Genomic DNA, 16,245 nt, shown 5'->3' with positions numbered 1-16,245 from the left:
TCAGTCCCTCCCTTCCGAGCCACGATGCGATTCAAACTGCAGAAAATCCTTGCTGTCATCATGGAAGTAATCGATGTATTTAAGCGTCAGCAATAACGCCGCCGCACTGATTGCAATGAGAAAACAAACTACATGAAACAGTTTTTTCATAGCGATCCCTTTCATAGAATTGAGGAAATAGGTCCTTTAAATATTATCACAATCCGATAATTTTATGTAATAATTATCACATTATCAATTATTTGATGGAATACATATACACCGCTGGATATAACGTAAGTTTTTCAGATTCCTCAACCGCCACGACATTGCGCGAAAACGATTGAGCACGAGGCCGCACCGCCCCACCATCGCAAGGAAAAGAACAAAATAGAAGTCGCCAGCCCGCAGGCCCTACGACGCACATGTGCACGCTTCCGATGTTTTCGCGTCGGCTTTAGCGCCAATCCGTGTGCCTCACAGCACTTTCACGCCGACCGATTCACTCATCGAAGCGCACGAAGACACCTATTCCATTTACCGGGCCGCACCCGGACTTACGAAAACGACAAATCACGCATTCAGCGCGCGGGCGCTTGTGGCACAACGCACGGCGAAGGCGGAAAAGACCTGCTCGGCCAAAGGCTGCAACTCGACATCGTAGCGTTTGAAATCCTCACGGATCTTCGAAATCTGGCTTTTCTTCATGCCCTCGATCATGCTCGGCTCGCTAAGCCATTCGTCCAGCAGCGTCGGCGTGACTTCAAGATGGAATTGCAGTCCGAGTGCGCTTTTGTAGCAGAACGCCTGGTTTTCGGTATACTTGGAAGATGCCAGAAGCTGCCCGCCGACGGGTACGGAAACGACATCGTTGTGCCAGTTGAGTACGTTGATCTCATCGGTCCACATGGGGAACCAATCGTTTTTGACGGCCCGTCTGATCGGCGCGAATCCGATTTCCGAACACTTGCCGCTTTGCAGCTTGGCACCGAGCGCTGTGGCGATGATCTGGTGGCCCAGGCAGATGCCCAATACCGGCTTGCCCGCCTTCACGGCCTTGCGTACCAGTTTCGCTTCGGCTTTAAGCCCCGGGTATTCCTTATAATCCTGCGCCCCCATCGGCCCGCCCATGACGACGAGTCCCGCGATCTCCTCGTTTTTGGGCACATCGGGATCGGACTCGCCGGCAATGCTCAATGTCTGACTGGCCATACCGAGGTCGTCGAGATTGTCAAGAATCCTTCCCGGCTTTTCACAAGGAACATGTTGCAGAATAAACACTTTCGGCATAGTCATAATTCCATTGTGTCATTTCGTCCTCCCAAATCCGCAACGACCGATTTCGGGCGAACGGGGATTGTATATTTTGTCGGCAAAAGCCAATATTCTTGGTAAGTATGGAAAACGCCACAAAACCGCAGAATTCCAACCTTTTTGATTCTGAGCATCCGAAAGCCCTGTCGCAGGCCGCAGCCGACCTGAAACTGTATAACACGGCCACGCACGAAGTGTCCGCGTTCAGCGCGATTGTGCCCGGCAAGGTTGGCATCTACGTCTGTGGCGCGACGGTGCAAAGTTCTCCGCATATCGGTCACATCCGCGCAGCGGTCGCCTTCGACATCGTACGGCGTTGGCTTCAAAAACTTGGGTTTGAGGTCACATTCATCCGCAACGTCACCGATATCGACGACAAGATTTTGGACAAGGCCGCAGCGGCCGGCCAGCAATGGTGGGCAAGGGCCTATTATTACGAACGCGAATTCACCCGCGCCTACGACACGCTCGGCGTGTTGCCTCCGACTTACGAACCCCGCGCCACCGGCCATATCGGCGATATGGTCGACCTGATCCAACGTCTGATCGACCGCGGCCACGCCTACGTCATCACCGACGAGAGCGGTAAGCCGACCGGCAACGTGTTCTTCGACGTGGCCAGCTGGCCGCATTATGGCGAACTGACCCACCAAAAGCAGAGTATCGGCGAAACCCGCGATGCCGCAAGCGTTGTCAGCGACGACATGGGTCCCAGCGTCGACCGGTCCGGCGACGACAAATACAATCCCGTCGATCCGGCCGATTACGACCCAGCCAAACACGATCCCCGCGATTTTGCGCTGTGGAAAGCTTCAAAGGAAAGCGATCCGGAAACCGCACGCTGGAAGACACCGTTCGGCACCGGCCGCCCCGGCTGGCATATCGAATGCTCGGCGATGAGCCACCGCTACCTCGACGGGATGTTCGACATCCACGGCGGCGGCCTCGACCTGCGCTTCCCCCACCACGAAAACGAGATGGCGCAGACCCGCGCGGCGGGCTACGAATCCGCAAACGTCTGGATGCACTCGGCCTGGGTCACCGCCAAGGGCGAGAAAATGTCGAAGTCACTGGGCAACGGGCTTTCCGTGCCGAGCGTGTTGGCGCACAATTCGGCCTGGGTGGTGCGTTATGCTCTGGGCAACGTACAATACCGTTCGATGCTCGAATGGAGCGACCAGACACTTGCCGAAGCCAATGCCGCATATGAGCGCATCATGAACTTCATCGCTCGTGCCGGGAAAACATTGATGCCCTGCTTCGGCGATGCTCACCGGAGCGATATGTCCCACGCCGACGAAACCACAGGTTTCAACGGCACCGTCTGGCTTGGCAACGGCCAGCCCAGCAGGGATTCCGTCATCGCCGTCACCGCCGACCAGCTGCCGGAGGATTTCGTCAAGGCGATGAACGACGACATCAACGTCGCCGGGGCGAGTGCGGCGATCTTTACGGCAATCCGCCACGGCAACACGCTGATCGGTCAATCGGAAAACAATCAGCAGGCACTTGCCGGTCTCGACGCCGAAACCTTTGCGGCGCTCATCGATGAGTACCGTCGCACATTGGATGAAGTCAGCGCGAAATACGGCGACATGCCCGCCGAAGCCATCGAACAGGACGCCAAAGCGCGGTTCGCATTGGGCCACGGCGATCTCAGTTCCGACGCCATCGACGCGCTCACAGCCCTGATCGGATTGCAAAAGACATTGCTTGCCGTACGTGCGATGCTGGAAACGCTTGGTTTGGACCCACTCGCCAAACCGTGGTCTGCAGGTAGTGGCGCAAACAGCGCCGGTTCGCAAGGCGCATCCGGCAAGACCGAGGCACTTGCCGAGCATCATCTGCTTGATCAGATGATTCGGCATCAGCTCGACGCCCGCGACATGGCGCGAAAGGCCAAGGACTTCGAGGTGGCCGACAAGATACGCGACAGCCTAAGCTCCATGGGCGTAACAATCGAAGACAAGCCGTCCGGTTCTATTTGGAAACTCAAGTCGTGACGATTGCGATTAAAGAATAAGCAAAGCCCCAAGCGCACAAATCCGAAGACCAGATGCTCTCTTGGGGCGTATACAAAGGAGTATAGTACATGGATGCAGACAATGGTGTTGAGGAATTCATAGCACGAGGCATTAGCGACGCACGTCTAACACAATACCTGGAGGACACCGATGGAGATGAGCAACGGGCGCTTGAACTATATGAATGGAGCAGCCGGATGTCGTCAGAATGTTTCAGAATCATCGGACATCTTGAGATCCTCTTGCGCAACGCCATCGACAACGAGCTGAAAAGGTATTATCACGAGGAGGAATGCGGAATACCCTGGTTCCTGCAAATTTCCTCACCTCTAGGCGACCGGAACCAAGACATTATCAATCATGTCCGAGAACAGCTACGTAATAACCGAAAACCGGATGCACGCGATAGGATCATAGCCTCATTGACCTTCGGATTTTGGTCCAGCCTGTTTAGAAAAGAATATGACAATAATTTGTGGAAGCCAATCCTGCATCATATTTTTTCTCGCGGAACCAATCCGAAAGTCAAGCGCAGTGAAGTCTCCAGATTAGTTGAGAGCATACGAGTTACCAGAAACCATGCCGCCCATCAGAATTATATGAGAGATTTTGATGTCCGGAAAGCCATGAATGACGTCTTCAATCTGGCAGAGCTGATTTCGCCCGAATATTGCGCTTGGATGAAATCCCATAGCCGCTGGGAACAAATATATAACTCTTGCCCCGAAATAGCTTTGGATACAGTAATCGTTCCCGGACGGGTGGCATGGGACATTTACCAGAAGCAACCCATCTACGTCTGCCATATCGGTCGTTTCTTCAGGGATTCACAATATCTGGGATTTTATGAATCCAAAACCATTCGGCAACAGATACCGCATATTCGTAAAATTTATGAAAAGGTCGAATGGAACGAAGAAAACGCCAAACGGCTACTGTCTTCAGAGGATAAGTCCGATCAAATCTTAGGCAAGGCCATACACTGGGCCTTAACCCCGGAAGGCATAAAAACCGCACACGGTTGGAAGGACAGCCAGCAAGGATACAAGGTGTTTCTGCTTACCGAGTCACGCCAGCACAGCGAGACGACGGAATCAGGAAAACACTTTGTTCTTCAAAATGATATACCCCATCGTCATTCAACAGCATTCGTACAAAACCACCGATATGTATCGAGCCATGCCTTGCTTAACGCGGAATCAACCGATGCTCTTATTCCCAAAAAGCACAACCCACTCGTCTAACGGCAATCCGTTTTCTCCCTACGAACCGGTAGAATAGAACGCATTATGGCAGCATTCAGTTCTTTGACAGATAGGCTCTCGGGCGCGTTCAAACACCTGCGGAGCAAAGGCAAACTCACCGAAGCGGATATCGACGGCACCATCCGTGAGATTCGTCGCGCTCTCTTGGACGCCGATGTGGCACTTGACGTGGTGCGAACCTTCACCTCCCACATCCGCGAACGCGCGCTCGGCGAAGAGGTCTCGCAGGCGCTCAACCCGGCACAGCAGGTGGTGAAAATCGTCAACGAAGAGTTGACGCAGATTCTCGGTGCAGGCGTCGACCGCCCACTGAACTTCGCCAAGAACCCACCGACCATCATCATGCTCGCGGGCCTGCAGGGCGCCGGCAAAACCACGCTGGCAGGCAAGCTCGGCTACTGGCTCAAGGACTCGGGCCATACCCCGTTGCTGGTCGCGGCCGATCTGCAGCGTCCGAACGCAGTCACGCAGCTGCAAGTGGTCGGCCAGCGCGCCGACGTACCGGTTTATGCTCCCGAGAAGGGCGTGCAGTCCGACGGCGGCGAGGCCGTCGCCGCTCCCGGCCAGACCTCCGGAGACCCGGTAAAGGTGGCCCGCGACTCAATTCAATACGCCAAAGACAAGCTTTACGACACGGTCATCATCGATACCGCAGGCCGTCTGGGCGTTGACGAGGAGCTGATGAAGCAGGCCCGCGACATCCGCGATGCCGTCAATCCCAACGAGATCCTCTTCGTCATCGACGCGATGATCGGTCAGGATGCGGTGCAGACCGCCGAGGCGTTCAACAAGGGTGTGGATTTCACGGGCGTGGTGCTTTCCAAGCTCGATGGCGACGCACGAGGTGGCGCGGCACTTTCCGTCGCGAGCGTGACCGGCAAGCCGATCCTCTTCGTCTCCAACGGCGAAGGGCTTAAGGATTTCGAGGTCTTCCACCCCGACCGCATGGCCTCCCGCATCCTCGATATGGGCGATATCCTCACCCTCATAGAGCAGGCGCAGAAGGAGTTCGATGAGCAGGAAGCCATGGAATCCGCCAAGAAGATGGCGCAAGGCACCTATGGCCTGGATGATTTCATGGAACAACTCGAACAGGTGCGCAAGCTCGGTTCGATGAAAAGCCTGCTGGGGATGATTCCCGGCATGGCCGCACACCGCAAGGAACTCGAAGCCCTTGACGAACACGAGATCGATCGCACCGAAGCCATCATCCACTCGATGACCCCGGAAGAACGGCGCGACCCCTCCATCATCGACGGTTCCCGCCGTGCCCGCATCGCCTACGGCTCAGGCAACACGGTCTCCTCAGTCAACGGCCTGCTGCAACGCTTCGAACAGGCGGCCAAGATGATGAAACGCATGACCAACAAGGTCGGCGGCGGCATCCCCGGCTTCGGCGGCCCCGCGATGGGCGGCGGCTACGGCGGCAAGAAGGGCAAGAAAGGCAAGAAAGGCAAGAAGAAGGGCAAGTCCAAGTCAGGCAACCCGATGAAGCGCGAAGCCGAGGAAAAGGCGTTGCGTCAGAAGCTTGCCGGCAAGAAGCACTCCGGCGGTTCCGCTTTTGCCAAGAAACCGCAGAACCCCGCCCTTCCGGCAGGTTTGCAGGAAGCCATAAATGCCGCCGGCACCGACGAGAACGGCACCCCGAACCTTCCGCCGAACTTCGGCGGAGGCCTTGCCGGACTGCTCGGCTGAACCGCAACCTCCTGCACATCTGCACTCCCGCCGATTTGCATATCGGTACATCTGCACATCTGCCCCGTCCATGTCACCTTGGCAGCGATTCTGTTGGGTTAGAGGCAGTTTCCGCTAGTTTCTACCTCTAACCCAACATCTGTGAGCGATTGTTATTGGCTTAGAGGCAGAACGCTCCCGCCAGTGCCTCTAAGCCAATAACAACGGCGGCTATCTATTGGCTTAGAGGCAACAATCCAAAGTTCTGCCTTCAAGACGCCGGTCACAGAAGAGTCTCGAAAACAGACCAGCCACCAAATGCGTCTTTGTACCAAGAAAGGGGCGAATCCCATGAGCATCGCGCTGAGCATACTGCTGGGTGCCACCGCCCTCTGGTGGGCGCTGCGTTTCCTTCCGGCTGGTGCGGATGGGCACGGCCCCTTGCCGTATCTCATCGCATTCGTCCGCTTTTTGTGGATACCGTCAATCATCCTCTCGGCAACTGCGCTTATTTTCCATCACTGGATTATCGCCGCTCTCGCCGCGATATTGGCCATACTCACCGGTTCGTTCGCTGCCCCTTGGTACAGGAAAACCCGTCACGCCCCGGCGCGACAAGACCAGACCCGGCAGCAACGATCACCAGACAGAGAAATCCAACATACCGATAATCATTATTCTGTCATGACATTGAATTGCCGGTATGGATTAGCCGACCCGCAGTCCATTATCGACGCCGTGCGCAGCAACGAAGTATCCATATTGGCCTTGCAGGAACTCACGCAAAATCTCGTCTTCGCGCTCGACCAAGCGGGCATCACCAAGCTGCTCCCCTACCGCCAGCTCGGCAAGGCGCAGGAGAACGACAACGGCGGATTCAACGGCATCTTTTCGGCAATCCGGCCAGACGTGCACACCGAACGCACCATCGACGTCGCCGCAGCGGACGTGCCATATTGCGAAATCAACGGTGTGGCCGTATACAGCGCACATCCCAAATCCCCCATGCGCGGATGCAGGGAATGGTCCCACGGCATCATCAGCCTTGCAACGCTTGGCAGGTGCACTGCAGACAATAACCGACTTCCGGAGGCTGCCTCAACCACCGAAGCCATCATCATGGGCGACCTCAACTCCAATCTCGATCACCCCAGTTTCCGAAAACTGCTCGACGCAGGATTCGCAGATGCAGGGCTTGACACCTCGCACGCCGCTGCGGCAAGTTTCCCGCAGTGGCTCGTTTGGCCGCGTCTGGAACTCGACCATATCCTCGTGACCTCCGGCATCGCCGTCTCCAACGTACGCACCCTCGCCATCCCTGGCAGCGACCATCTCGCGTTGCTCGCCCAGTTGCGTCATCAATGATTCTCGGCTCTGTCATATCCCGGCCAGTGTTGGTTGGCTCACAGCGAAATACAAAAATCGACCGAAAACCATTTCGGTAATTTTCAAGCCATGAATTCCTTGCCCGAACCAAGCGATTCACGGCTTTTCCCTGCTTCACCGACACGCTCCGACACCCGCTTGAAACGCCTGAAACCAGACATAACGTATCTGCCTATTGACTTTCTGCAAGAGTGTCCATATGCTGTCCATTTGGTTGCTATGTAGTCGACTTGAACCGATACTAAAAGTATGAATTCAATGTCGAATGCAAAGAAGGATATATTATGAACGACACACAAAATGCAGACATTCAATTCAATATCACCCTCAGCAAAGACCAGCTCGCACTTATGAAACGAGCTGCAGCACTTGAGGAAAGGCCGGTACAAGATTGGGCGGCCGAAAAGCTGATCGAAGCCGCGGGCGAAGGCGTGGAGCAGGAGGTGACGCTTCAGGAGGTTAACGAGGAATTCGACAAGATTCTCGCAACCTTCGACGCACCGGCAAGCGTCTGATAGAGACAAGCTCCCACTGACGGGTGAGCTACAGACGGTCTTAGAGAACCGTTGAAACTGTTTGAATTGTTCAGGGTGACATCTTTTTCATCGAGATGTCACCCTATTTATATTCATATTCATATTCATATTTAGCAAATCGGGTTATCGGTGAAATGCCTTTTCGGCACTGTTGCTACGCAGAAAATCACCTTGTTGAATCCTTTTTGGCGCTTTTCTTCCCGATTGTCGTTCCGTTCGTCCCGCTTAACGCAGATGTTTCAACGCCGACTCGATCTCGACTCTCGAAGGGCATGTGGCAGGACCGCAATGACATGTCGACAGTCCCGCAGCGCAGTTGGCGAACCTCAGCGCCCGAAGGATATCGTCCGATTCCAGCAAAGCCGCGCACAACACACCTGCGTGGGTGTCCCCCGCACCGTTCGTGTCCACGGCCGTGACGTTGAGGGCCGGAATATGCGTGACGGTTCGCTGCGAGCTCCTGCGCCCGTCACCATACCAAGCGCCCAAAGCGCCGACACGCACGATCACCGGATCGTCGAAATACCTTGCAAGCAGGCGGCATTGCTCCGCGTAATCCTCAGGTCCGGCGTCAAGCGCGAAACGCGAGCAAAGAATGGCGGCCTCGCGCTCGTTCATCGTCCATATCGGGTGCAGCGTCCGCAGGCTTTTGAGGCTTTCATCACCGATGTCGGCAATCATGGGGCTGGTGTCAACAACGACGTGGCCCTTGTTCCAGCCGGCATTTTTCGCGGCGAATCGGCGTATCGCCTCCGCATTCTTCTGGTGCGAAAACGAATAGCCGCAGATATAGACCACATCGCCGTCGACAAGCTCGATATTCTCGTAGGAATCCTCCGGCACTTGCGTTTCCGCGCCTCTGGTCGAGACGAAGGTACGCTCGCCGTCCGGTTCCGTCATCGCAATGCTGTAACCGGTATCGAGGTCAGGCAGGACGGCCCCTTCCATGGCGACGCCGATCGAGGACAAAGCCTCGCGAGCCACGTCGGCCATCGGGCCGGTGCCAACGGCACCCCGATATGTCGCGCGCGCCCCCATCTGACGCGCGGCGTAGAGGACATTAAAACCGCCTCCGGCACTCATCGCCTGATTGCTGGCGAAGATATCCCCTCCACGATCGGGCAGGTGGTCGATCGAGAGCGTCAGATCAACACATACCTGAGCCAGATGAATCAATTCAGGTTCACGCATCGGCGGATTCGCCCTCTTTCGCTTCCCTCGCGCGGATTTCAAGCAACGGTTCCACCGATTGCGAAAGGTTGAGATGAGAGACAACGGCGACCTTTGAGGTCAGTGCACCCGGAAACGCGTCTGCACCCGACGCCGCCCCCAACATCGCCCCGCAAATCGCACCGATCGTATCGGTATCGCCGCCGATATTGGCCGAGTCCAGCAACGCCTTCAACGGTTCATCGGCATATCGGTACGCCAATGCGAACGCCACGGCAACCGACTCGTTGGATTCGACCGAGGTGCCGAACGCCCGCCGCAACCGCTCGATGAACTCATCCTCATCGGCAGTGGTCTGCGCGGCTTTGACGGCCAAACCGACACGTGCGACGACGCTCGCCTTGGAGCTCCAGGAAGCCCTCTTATACGAAGTGTTTTCAGCCAGTTCCAGAGCCTGTTGCAGGGACGGACGCAGAGATTGCCCCGCAACGCCGAAGCTGACGGCGGCGGCAACCAGCAATGCGCTTTGAAAACCCGGAACGGTGTTATGGGTCACACGGCAGGATTCATAGACGTAATCGGCGAACGACGCGTGAAACGCATCATGGGCGATGCCGACAGGTGCCACGCGCATCGCCGATCCGTTCGTCGTTCCCGTACGCCCGGTCTTGGTGATATCGGCACCATTCCTGACCTGCTGAAGCGCAAGCTTGGTGGAAGGCCCGAGCAGATCAAGGGAACCGCGACGTTTCATATCGTCCTCCCAAGCCAACAGCTCAGAGGCCAGACGCCTTGGATCGATATGCCCGTCACCTTCATCGATGAGGCGAGCGACCAGCAGAGCCTGCTCGGTATCGTCGGTCACCGAGCCTGCGGGCATACCGGGCGCAATCGGCTGGTCGGCTGCCGCATCCACCAGTCCCGTCACTTTTCCGTAAGTCGACTCAATCCGCTCCTTGCTCATGCTCTGGGTCGGCATGCCGAGCGCGTCGCCCAAGGAAAGCCCCCGCAACGCACCCAGTGCATGATCTCGCCAGATATCCGAACCGATTTCCATGGCATCCTCTCCGATTTTCCTATAAGCGACACTATATTGAGTCGCATTGATTATATGCCGTCTTCTCTCAAGCCAAAGATCTCGTCCTCATCAAGGCAAGCACCGATCGTCTATCCAGCCGGCGAGCTATAGTTGATAAGTTATTCACGGGTGCGGGGCCCTCTCATTCCCGCAGGCCGTGAGGGACAACGCGGATTCGAGCAAGTATGCCCCACATACGGGCAAGAAACCGCAATGATACCTACAAGGAGAGCCACAATGGCTACCAAGATTCGTCTGAAGCGCATGGGTAAGAAGTTCCATGCCGTCTACCGCATCGTCATCATGGATTCGCGCAAAAAGCGCGATGGCAAGTCGATCGAGGAGATTGGACAGTACGATCCGAACCAGCAGCCTTCGCTGATCAAGATCGATTCCGAGCGCGCTCAGTATTGGCTCGGCGTCGGCGCACAGCCGAGCGAACCGGTGCTGAACCTCTTGAAGATCACCGGCGACTGGCAGAAGTTCAAGGGTCTGCCTGGTGCTGAAGGCACGCTGAAGACCGCCGAAGCCGGCCCGGATGCCGCCGCTCGCGTCGAGGCCGCTGAGGCCGACGCTCAGAAGCGCAAGGCCAAGCAGTCCGAAGCCAAGGCGAAGGCCGAGGCCGAGAAGGCAGCGGAAGCCGCCAAGGCCGACGAAGCAAAGGCTGACGAAGCCGGCGCTGAAGAAGCCAAGGCCGAAGAGACCGAGAAGGCTGAGTAATCATGCTCGCGCAAGCTGTGGAACACCTCATTTCCAATATCGTCGACTTCCCCGATGATGTGTCGGTGAAGTCCCACGAGAACGCCCGCGGCGAATTGTTGCGGGTGCGTGTGAACCCTGAAGACATCGGGCGCGTGATCGGCCGCTCCGGCCGCACCGCCAATGCCATCCGTACCGTGGTGCAGGCCTTGTCCGACCACAAGGTGCGCGTCGACATCATGGATGTTCGCAAGTGAATCGCGACGAAACCATTTCGCAGCAGGCAGACCCTCAGCAGCGTGAACTGTTGAGGGTCTGCCGTATCGGCCGTGCCCAAGGGCTCAAAGGCGAAGTCAATGTCCGCGCATTCACCGACGAACCGGAACGCCGGTTTGCCACCGGTTCGGTGCTGTATACCAAAGATGGCGAGCACACCTACTCCATCGCGCATTCCCGCACGTTCAAGGATCGTTGGATTCTTCATCTCGAGGGTATCGATGATCGTGACGCCTCCGAGACCTTGAACGGCCTGGAACTCTATGTCGAAGCCGACGACCCCGAAGAAATGGCCGAAGAGGATGCTTGGTATCCCAAGGATCTTATCGGACTCGAGGCACGCGTCGCGGACAATCCGACCAACGGAATCAGTGCGGCAAAGGCCGGACAGATTATCGGCAAGGTCGTGGACGTCATCGATGGCCCTGCGCAATCGCTGCTGAAAATACGCTTGACGAACCCCGTCATCGAGCAGAAAGACGGAAGTTTTAGTGCCGCATCAGCCCCCGAAACCGACGAAAAAGACAACGAGAAAATCATCAAAACCGCTTTGGTCCCATTCGTCGATGAACTCGTGCCGGACATCGATCTTCATAGCAACCGCATCACCATCGATCCGCCAATCGGTCTGATTCCCCTGCTTTGAGCGCCGTCAATCGCGTCCAATCTCCGCCATCAGTCTTGAATTCGTCATTTTATCCTCTCTTGGTGCCACCAAGCAACGGTTTTTCTCTAAAATCATGCACATTTCTGCGATTTAGAGGGGTCTTGGTGCACCAAGTACCCCCTCAATCACAAGAATGAAGTCTCAATCTCATTTTTTTGGGGTACTTGGTGCACCAAGACCCCTCTAAATGAGTATTTTCACACAATAAATGACGTGTGGCGCAAACATAAGACCGGCATGAAACATCATGTACCGCTCATCCGAGCTCTGATCTTCTCCTGCTCGCCGACGGATGGGCATGCGATATGGTTGAAGACATGAAAATCGATATCGTGTCCGTGTTTCCCGAATATTTCGAAGCCCTCAACGTCGGCCTGTTTGGCAAAGCCATCGAGCGCGGACTACTTGACGTGAAGACGCACGATCTGCGCGACTGGACCCACGATGTGCACCATTCCGTCGATGACACCCCGGTCGGCGGCGGCGCCGGCATGGTGATGAAGCCAGAGGTCTGGGCCGAATGCCTGGATGATCTGCTGGGGCTGGAACCAGTTGATATCGCGGATAATGACACTGCGGCAGGACCATCCACCACCATCACAGCCAAAGATGATGGTCGCGGAAAAGTATCGTCAACATCGAAGAGCTCGGACGATATCGACAAGGCAATAAACCAATCCCACTCGACCGCTAGCGACGGGCTCGAACCCTCCAGCGGGTTGAATTTGACCACAAACGACGAAACAACGGGAACAATCGTAGACAACACCGCGACATCGTCGCCGGACACCGGAACCTCTGCCGCCACGTTTAAGAACAATCCGGAAGACGGCTCGCCGGCTCCGAGCACGACACAGCAAGAACACAGCAAACCGATTCTCATTTTCCCGAATCCCTCGGCGCCGCTGTTCACACAGCACGACGCGACCGAGCTTTCGCGGGCCGGGCACCTGCTCTTCGGTTGCGGACGCTACGAGGGTTATGACGCACGAATCCCCCGCTATTACCGGGCCCAGGGCGTTGACGTACGAGAGTATTCCATCGGCGATTACGTCCTGAACGGAGGGGAAGTGGCCGTCTCGGTGATGCTTGAAGCCATCACCCGCCTGATGCCCGGCTTCATGGGCAACCCCGACTCCATAGTGGAAGAATCCTACACCGGGCAGAACGCGCTGCTGGAGCATTACCAGTACACCAAACCGGCCGTCTGGCGCGGCATGGGTGTCCCCGAGGTGCTGACCAGCGGCGATCACGGCAAGGTCGACCGATTCCGCCGCGATGAGGCCATCGCCCACACCGACCAACTGCGCCCCGACCTCATCGAGCAGCTCGACTGCAAAGCCCTAAACAAAGCCGACCGCAAGACGCTGATGGCACTGGGCTGGGAAGTCTCCGGCAGTCATCCGCGCAAGTTGCATGATTGATAGGTGGGGGATATATGCCCGCACATCAACCGACCGATGTACAACCGTCTGTTCGGTCTAAGACCATAGAGCCACATCCACAACCGAGATGTGATCGATCAACAACCTTGTTCTTTGCGGTTGCACCAGACGCAGGCATCAGACGCGAGCACCGCAAATCCGAACATGTACCGGCGTGTTCGTTCCACTCCTATACTCAGCACCGATACACAGCACCCAACCTAAAAAAAACTTCCGACACGAAGTATGCATGTGGCGCCTTCTTACCCGCTGACACCCATCAGCGTCATCTCGTCACTCGTGGTCTATGTAGTAGACCTCGGTTTCACCGTAGTGACGTTGATCGGAAACCCGCCAACCGTCCGGCATGGTCAGTTGCTCGGAACGCGTCGAGCGTTCAAAAACCATCACCGTGTGCTCGTCCGCGATCGGTGATGCGCCCAGATCGGCGATAAGTCGGTTGCATTCCTCCGTGGTCAGGGCATACGGCGGGTCGGCGAAGATGACATCGAACGCCGGACCATCGTAGCCGGAAGCGATGCGCTCGGCGCGTTTGCGCATCACGCGGGCCTTCATTGTACGGGCATCCCACGAACGGTTGCGTTTCAGACCAACCAGTTCCTTGTCAATCAGAGCGGAAGCCGGACCAGCCGATTCGACGGCGACCAGCTCATCGGCGCCGCGCGACAACGCCTCGATGCCCAGCGCACCGGTTCCCGCGAACAGATCGAGCACGCGGGCCTCATCCAACATGCCCCATGCCTCAAGCTTGGAAAAAATGGCCTCTTTGGTCCGGTCCGTCGTCGGTCTGGTGCCCGGCTTGGCCTTCGCCAGCTCGAATCCCTTGAATCGTCCCGCAATCACACGCATATTCGTCATCGTAGCGTCTGCCCGAAACCATGATTTGCCGCGAGTGTCCATGCTCTGCGCAACAAAAGGAAAAATGAGGCCAACGTGCTTGGTCCACGCCTCTCAACATTTCCGCTTGCCAAGCGACAAACAGAAAAGCTCGATAGCACCTCTTATATGCCTTATCCCGGCAAACATGCAAAGCGAGCAATATGGACGCTGCATGCAACAAGCAATGGCCTCGTACTCACAAAACCTCGAATCCCAAGGATTCCAGGAACCCCCGGGTCTGTTCCTTACGCTTGAACACGGCGGTATTGCCGAGAATCCGTTCGCACACGCTGCCCAGCTCGTCACGCAAGGCGGCCTTGATGGCGCCGCGATCCCGGTTGCCGTCAAGGGAAGCGCAAAGCTCATTCCACTGTGGCTTAAAGGCGCGTTCCGCTTCAGGCAGCGAAGAACCCCGTGCCAACGCATCCTCGATTTGTGCAAGCTGACCGACCAGACGCCCCGGCAACACGAAAAGCCCCTGAGCCTCGATCAGGCCGATCGGTTCCTGCTTGATCGCCCAGAATTCCGGATGCGCATGGAAGATGCCCTCGGGAAACTGCTCGTTCACCCCGTTGTTACGCAGGATGAGATTCATTTCGTACCCGCGTTCAGTGATCACGGCACTGGGCGAAAGGGCGGAACGCCGCCCGTCCTCGCCGACAGCCACGATGTTCAGATCGGGATTGGTATAGCGGATCCAGCCCAGGCGAATACGGTCGGAGATCTCCACGATGCGTTGGCGCGAACGGGAGACCACCCGCACCGCGGTACCCGGCCAATCAAGGATCTCGATGACGGCATCATCGACACCGGCAAGCCCCAGCCGCGCCCACGGCTTGGCCTTGTGCATCGGCATGAGTTCGCCGCCGCCCTGATAGTGGTCGTGCGCCAGCACCGAGCCGCCGATACGTGGCAGGGCCGCGTTGCATCCGATGAAATAGCCCGGGAAAACGTCGACGAAATCCAGCAGATTGACGAACGTATCGCAGTCGACGTGCATCGCAGTGTGCTCGGCATTGACGCAGATGCCATGCTGCTTGAAATAGCCGTACGGTGAGAACTGCCAGAAGAACTCCTGCCCTCCCAAGGTGAGGGGAACCGTACGCAAGGTCCGTTTGTCACGCCCGGCGAATCCTTCGTTCTCGTGGCAGATCGTGCATTTCGGGTAGCCTCCGGCCGTGGCATTGCCGGAAGCCGCCTTTTTCATATTCTTAAATTCCGGTTTGGCGAGGTTGATGGTCACGATCAGCCCGTGAGACTCGAAACGAGGATTCTTGGCCAATATGGCGCGTTTGACATAGGTATTGTCGGAGCAATAATCATAAAACCATCGCATGGCCTGCATGCCGCCATCACGGTGCTCAATCGCGGCGAAACGGTCTTGCAGCACGGACGGACGCTGCGAGAGCAGGCCCATCACCGTGTCTTCGATACCGGGGATATCGTCGGTGTCGCACAACCGAGCCGCCAGCAAGGCCTCATCGAAAGGCTTGAGCACGGCATCGGGGTTCGCCGCACCATCGCCGTGACAGGCCCCTTGATCTGCATTGGCATCAGCATCAGCATCCTCGCCGTCACCGACACGACTGCGTCCCTGCGACGAACCACGATGAGTCGCAGCCGCACCCGAACCGTCACCAACACCTGAAGACGACACGGCATGATACGAATCAAGCGAAAAAAGCGCGAGAACCGCGTTACGCGCCCAATCGAGATCACGTCGGTCAAGACCAAGATAGGCCAGCGCGTATTGGGTCAGATCGTCCAAAGCGGCATAGACGGCATCAAGCTTGCCGGCACTCCCCTTGCCGACAGCGGGCCCTTCTCCGGCCGTCTCGTTACCTTTCACCGCA

At 56.8% G+C, this 16,245-nt stretch carries 15 protein-coding genes; 9 read left to right on the top strand and 6 right to left on the bottom strand.

Annotation, left to right across the window (positions count from 1 at the left end; translation table 11 throughout):
- Positions 1–150 (bottom strand): hypothetical protein, encoded by a 150-nt coding sequence (locus OZX64_RS01670; protein ID WP_277156366.1) that lies wholly within the window; start codon positions 148–150, stop codon positions 1–3.
- A gap of 402 nt (positions 151–552) precedes the next feature.
- A complete protein-coding gene (locus tag OZX64_RS01665) occupies positions 553–1,275 on the bottom strand; it encodes a type 1 glutamine amidotransferase (RefSeq protein WP_277173370.1) in 723 nt (240 codons plus the stop codon).
- Positions 1,276–1,376: 101 nt separating this feature from the next.
- On the opposite strand from OZX64_RS01665, the gene cysS reads away from it, so the two are divergent.
- From cysS to OZX64_RS01640, 5 genes are all read left to right on the top strand, one after another.
- A complete protein-coding gene (gene cysS / locus OZX64_RS01660) occupies positions 1,377–3,296 on the top strand; it encodes a cysteine--tRNA ligase (protein ID WP_277173369.1) in 1,920 nt (639 codons plus the stop codon).
- An 89-nt stretch (positions 3,297–3,385) separates the two neighbouring features.
- A complete protein-coding gene (locus tag OZX64_RS01655; protein WP_277173367.1) occupies positions 3,386–4,561 on the top strand; it encodes a hypothetical protein in 1,176 nt (391 codons plus the stop codon).
- A 45-nt stretch (positions 4,562–4,606) separates the two neighbouring features.
- Positions 4,607–6,277 carry a signal recognition particle protein gene (gene ffh / locus OZX64_RS01650; protein WP_277173365.1) on the top strand — a complete coding sequence of 557 codons (1,671 nt, stop codon included), beginning with the start codon at positions 4,607–4,609 and terminating at the stop codon, positions 6,275–6,277.
- A 330-nt stretch (positions 6,278–6,607) separates the two neighbouring features.
- Positions 6,608–7,621: an endonuclease/exonuclease/phosphatase family protein gene (locus tag OZX64_RS01645; protein WP_277173363.1), complete on the top strand. Its 1,014-nt coding sequence runs from the start codon at positions 6,608–6,610 to the stop codon at positions 7,619–7,621.
- Positions 7,622–7,926: 305 nt separating this feature from the next.
- Entirely contained in the window at positions 7,927–8,157 is a 231-nt protein-coding gene (locus OZX64_RS01640) for a DUF1778 domain-containing protein (RefSeq protein WP_277156374.1), read from the top strand.
- Between the two features lie 246 nt (positions 8,158–8,403).
- On the opposite strand, the gene OZX64_RS01635 is transcribed toward OZX64_RS01640, so the two are convergent.
- The gene (locus OZX64_RS01635; RefSeq protein ID WP_277173361.1) at positions 8,404–9,369 is read right to left on the bottom strand and encodes a PfkB family carbohydrate kinase; all 966 of its coding nucleotides are present in this window, start codon (positions 9,367–9,369) and stop codon (positions 8,404–8,406) included.
- Complete coding sequence (locus OZX64_RS01630) at positions 9,362–10,405, bottom strand: ADP-ribosylglycohydrolase family protein (RefSeq protein ID WP_277173359.1); 1,044 nt, start codon at positions 10,403–10,405, stop codon at positions 9,362–9,364. Before OZX64_RS01630 ends, OZX64_RS01635 begins: the two co-directional genes overlap by 8 nt.
- Before the next feature lie 258 nt (positions 10,406–10,663).
- Here OZX64_RS01630 and rpsP point away from each other — a divergent pair, with 258 nt between their 5' ends.
- From rpsP to OZX64_RS01610, 4 genes are all read left to right on the top strand, one after another.
- On the top strand, positions 10,664–11,146 hold the full coding sequence (gene rpsP, locus OZX64_RS01625; protein ID WP_277156377.1) for a 30S ribosomal protein S16: 483 nt from the start codon (positions 10,664–10,666) through the stop codon (positions 11,144–11,146).
- Positions 11,147–11,148: 2 nt separating this feature from the next.
- Positions 11,149–11,382 carry an RNA-binding protein gene (locus OZX64_RS01620; RefSeq protein ID WP_277142488.1) on the top strand — a complete coding sequence of 78 codons (234 nt, stop codon included), beginning with the start codon at positions 11,149–11,151 and terminating at the stop codon, positions 11,380–11,382.
- 14 nt (positions 11,383–11,396) lie between these two features.
- Positions 11,397–12,047, top strand: coding sequence for a ribosome maturation factor RimM (gene rimM / locus OZX64_RS01615; RefSeq protein ID WP_277174926.1), 651 nt, complete (start codon positions 11,397–11,399; stop codon positions 12,045–12,047).
- A 338-nt stretch (positions 12,048–12,385) separates the two neighbouring features.
- A complete protein-coding gene (locus tag OZX64_RS01610) occupies positions 12,386–13,492 on the top strand; it encodes a tRNA (guanine(37)-N(1))-methyltransferase (RefSeq protein WP_277174925.1) in 1,107 nt (368 codons plus the stop codon).
- A 294-nt stretch (positions 13,493–13,786) separates the two neighbouring features.
- On the opposite strand, the gene rsmD is transcribed toward OZX64_RS01610, so the two are convergent.
- Positions 13,787–14,362 (bottom strand): 16S rRNA (guanine(966)-N(2))-methyltransferase RsmD, encoded by a 576-nt coding sequence (gene rsmD, locus OZX64_RS01605; protein WP_277173357.1) that lies wholly within the window; start codon positions 14,360–14,362, stop codon positions 13,787–13,789.
- A gap of 226 nt (positions 14,363–14,588) precedes the next feature.
- On the bottom strand, positions 14,589–16,241 hold the full coding sequence (locus OZX64_RS01600) for a galactose-1-phosphate uridylyltransferase (RefSeq protein ID WP_277174924.1): 1,653 nt from the start codon (positions 16,239–16,241) through the stop codon (positions 14,589–14,591).
- Positions 16,242–16,245 lie beyond the last annotated feature (4 nt).

The sequence above is a fragment of the Bifidobacterium sp. ESL0704 genome, from assembly GCF_029392075.1.
GTDB lineage: Bacteria > Actinomycetota > Actinomycetes > Actinomycetales > Bifidobacteriaceae > Bifidobacterium.
This window is presented reverse-complemented; position numbering and strand designations above follow the sequence as displayed.

Excerpts from the sequence above, each read along its gene's own strand:
- ffh (WP_277173365.1), top strand. The coding sequence starts at position 4,607 with ATGGCAGCATTCAGTTCTTTGACAGATAGGCTCTCGGGCGCGTTCAAA.
- OZX64_RS01640 (WP_277156374.1), top strand. The coding sequence starts at position 7,927 with ATGAACGACACACAAAATGCAGACATTCAATTCAATATCACCCTCAGC.
- rpsP (WP_277156377.1), top strand. The coding sequence starts at position 10,664 with ATGGCTACCAAGATTCGTCTGAAGCGCATGGGTAAGAAGTTCCATGCC.
- OZX64_RS01620 (WP_277142488.1), top strand. The coding sequence starts at position 11,149 with ATGCTCGCGCAAGCTGTGGAACACCTCATTTCCAATATCGTCGACTTC.
- OZX64_RS01665 (WP_277173370.1), bottom strand. The coding sequence starts at position 1,275 with ATGACTATGCCGAAAGTGTTTATTCTGCAACATGTTCCTTGTGAAAAG.
- cysS (WP_277173369.1), top strand. The coding sequence starts at position 1,377 with ATGGAAAACGCCACAAAACCGCAGAATTCCAACCTTTTTGATTCTGAG.
- OZX64_RS01645 (WP_277173363.1), top strand. The coding sequence starts at position 6,608 with ATGAGCATCGCGCTGAGCATACTGCTGGGTGCCACCGCCCTCTGGTGG.
- OZX64_RS01610 (WP_277174925.1), top strand. The coding sequence starts at position 12,386 with ATGAAAATCGATATCGTGTCCGTGTTTCCCGAATATTTCGAAGCCCTC.
- rsmD (WP_277173357.1), bottom strand. The coding sequence starts at position 14,362 with ATGCGTGTGATTGCGGGACGATTCAAGGGATTCGAGCTGGCGAAGGCC.
- OZX64_RS01670 (WP_277156366.1), bottom strand. The coding sequence starts at position 150 with ATGAAAAAACTGTTTCATGTAGTTTGTTTTCTCATTGCAATCAGTGCG.
- OZX64_RS01630 (WP_277173359.1), bottom strand. The coding sequence starts at position 10,405 with ATGGAAATCGGTTCGGATATCTGGCGAGATCATGCACTGGGTGCGTTG.
- OZX64_RS01655 (WP_277173367.1), top strand. The coding sequence starts at position 3,386 with ATGGATGCAGACAATGGTGTTGAGGAATTCATAGCACGAGGCATTAGC.
- OZX64_RS01635 (WP_277173361.1), bottom strand. The coding sequence starts at position 9,369 with ATGCGTGAACCTGAATTGATTCATCTGGCTCAGGTATGTGTTGATCTG.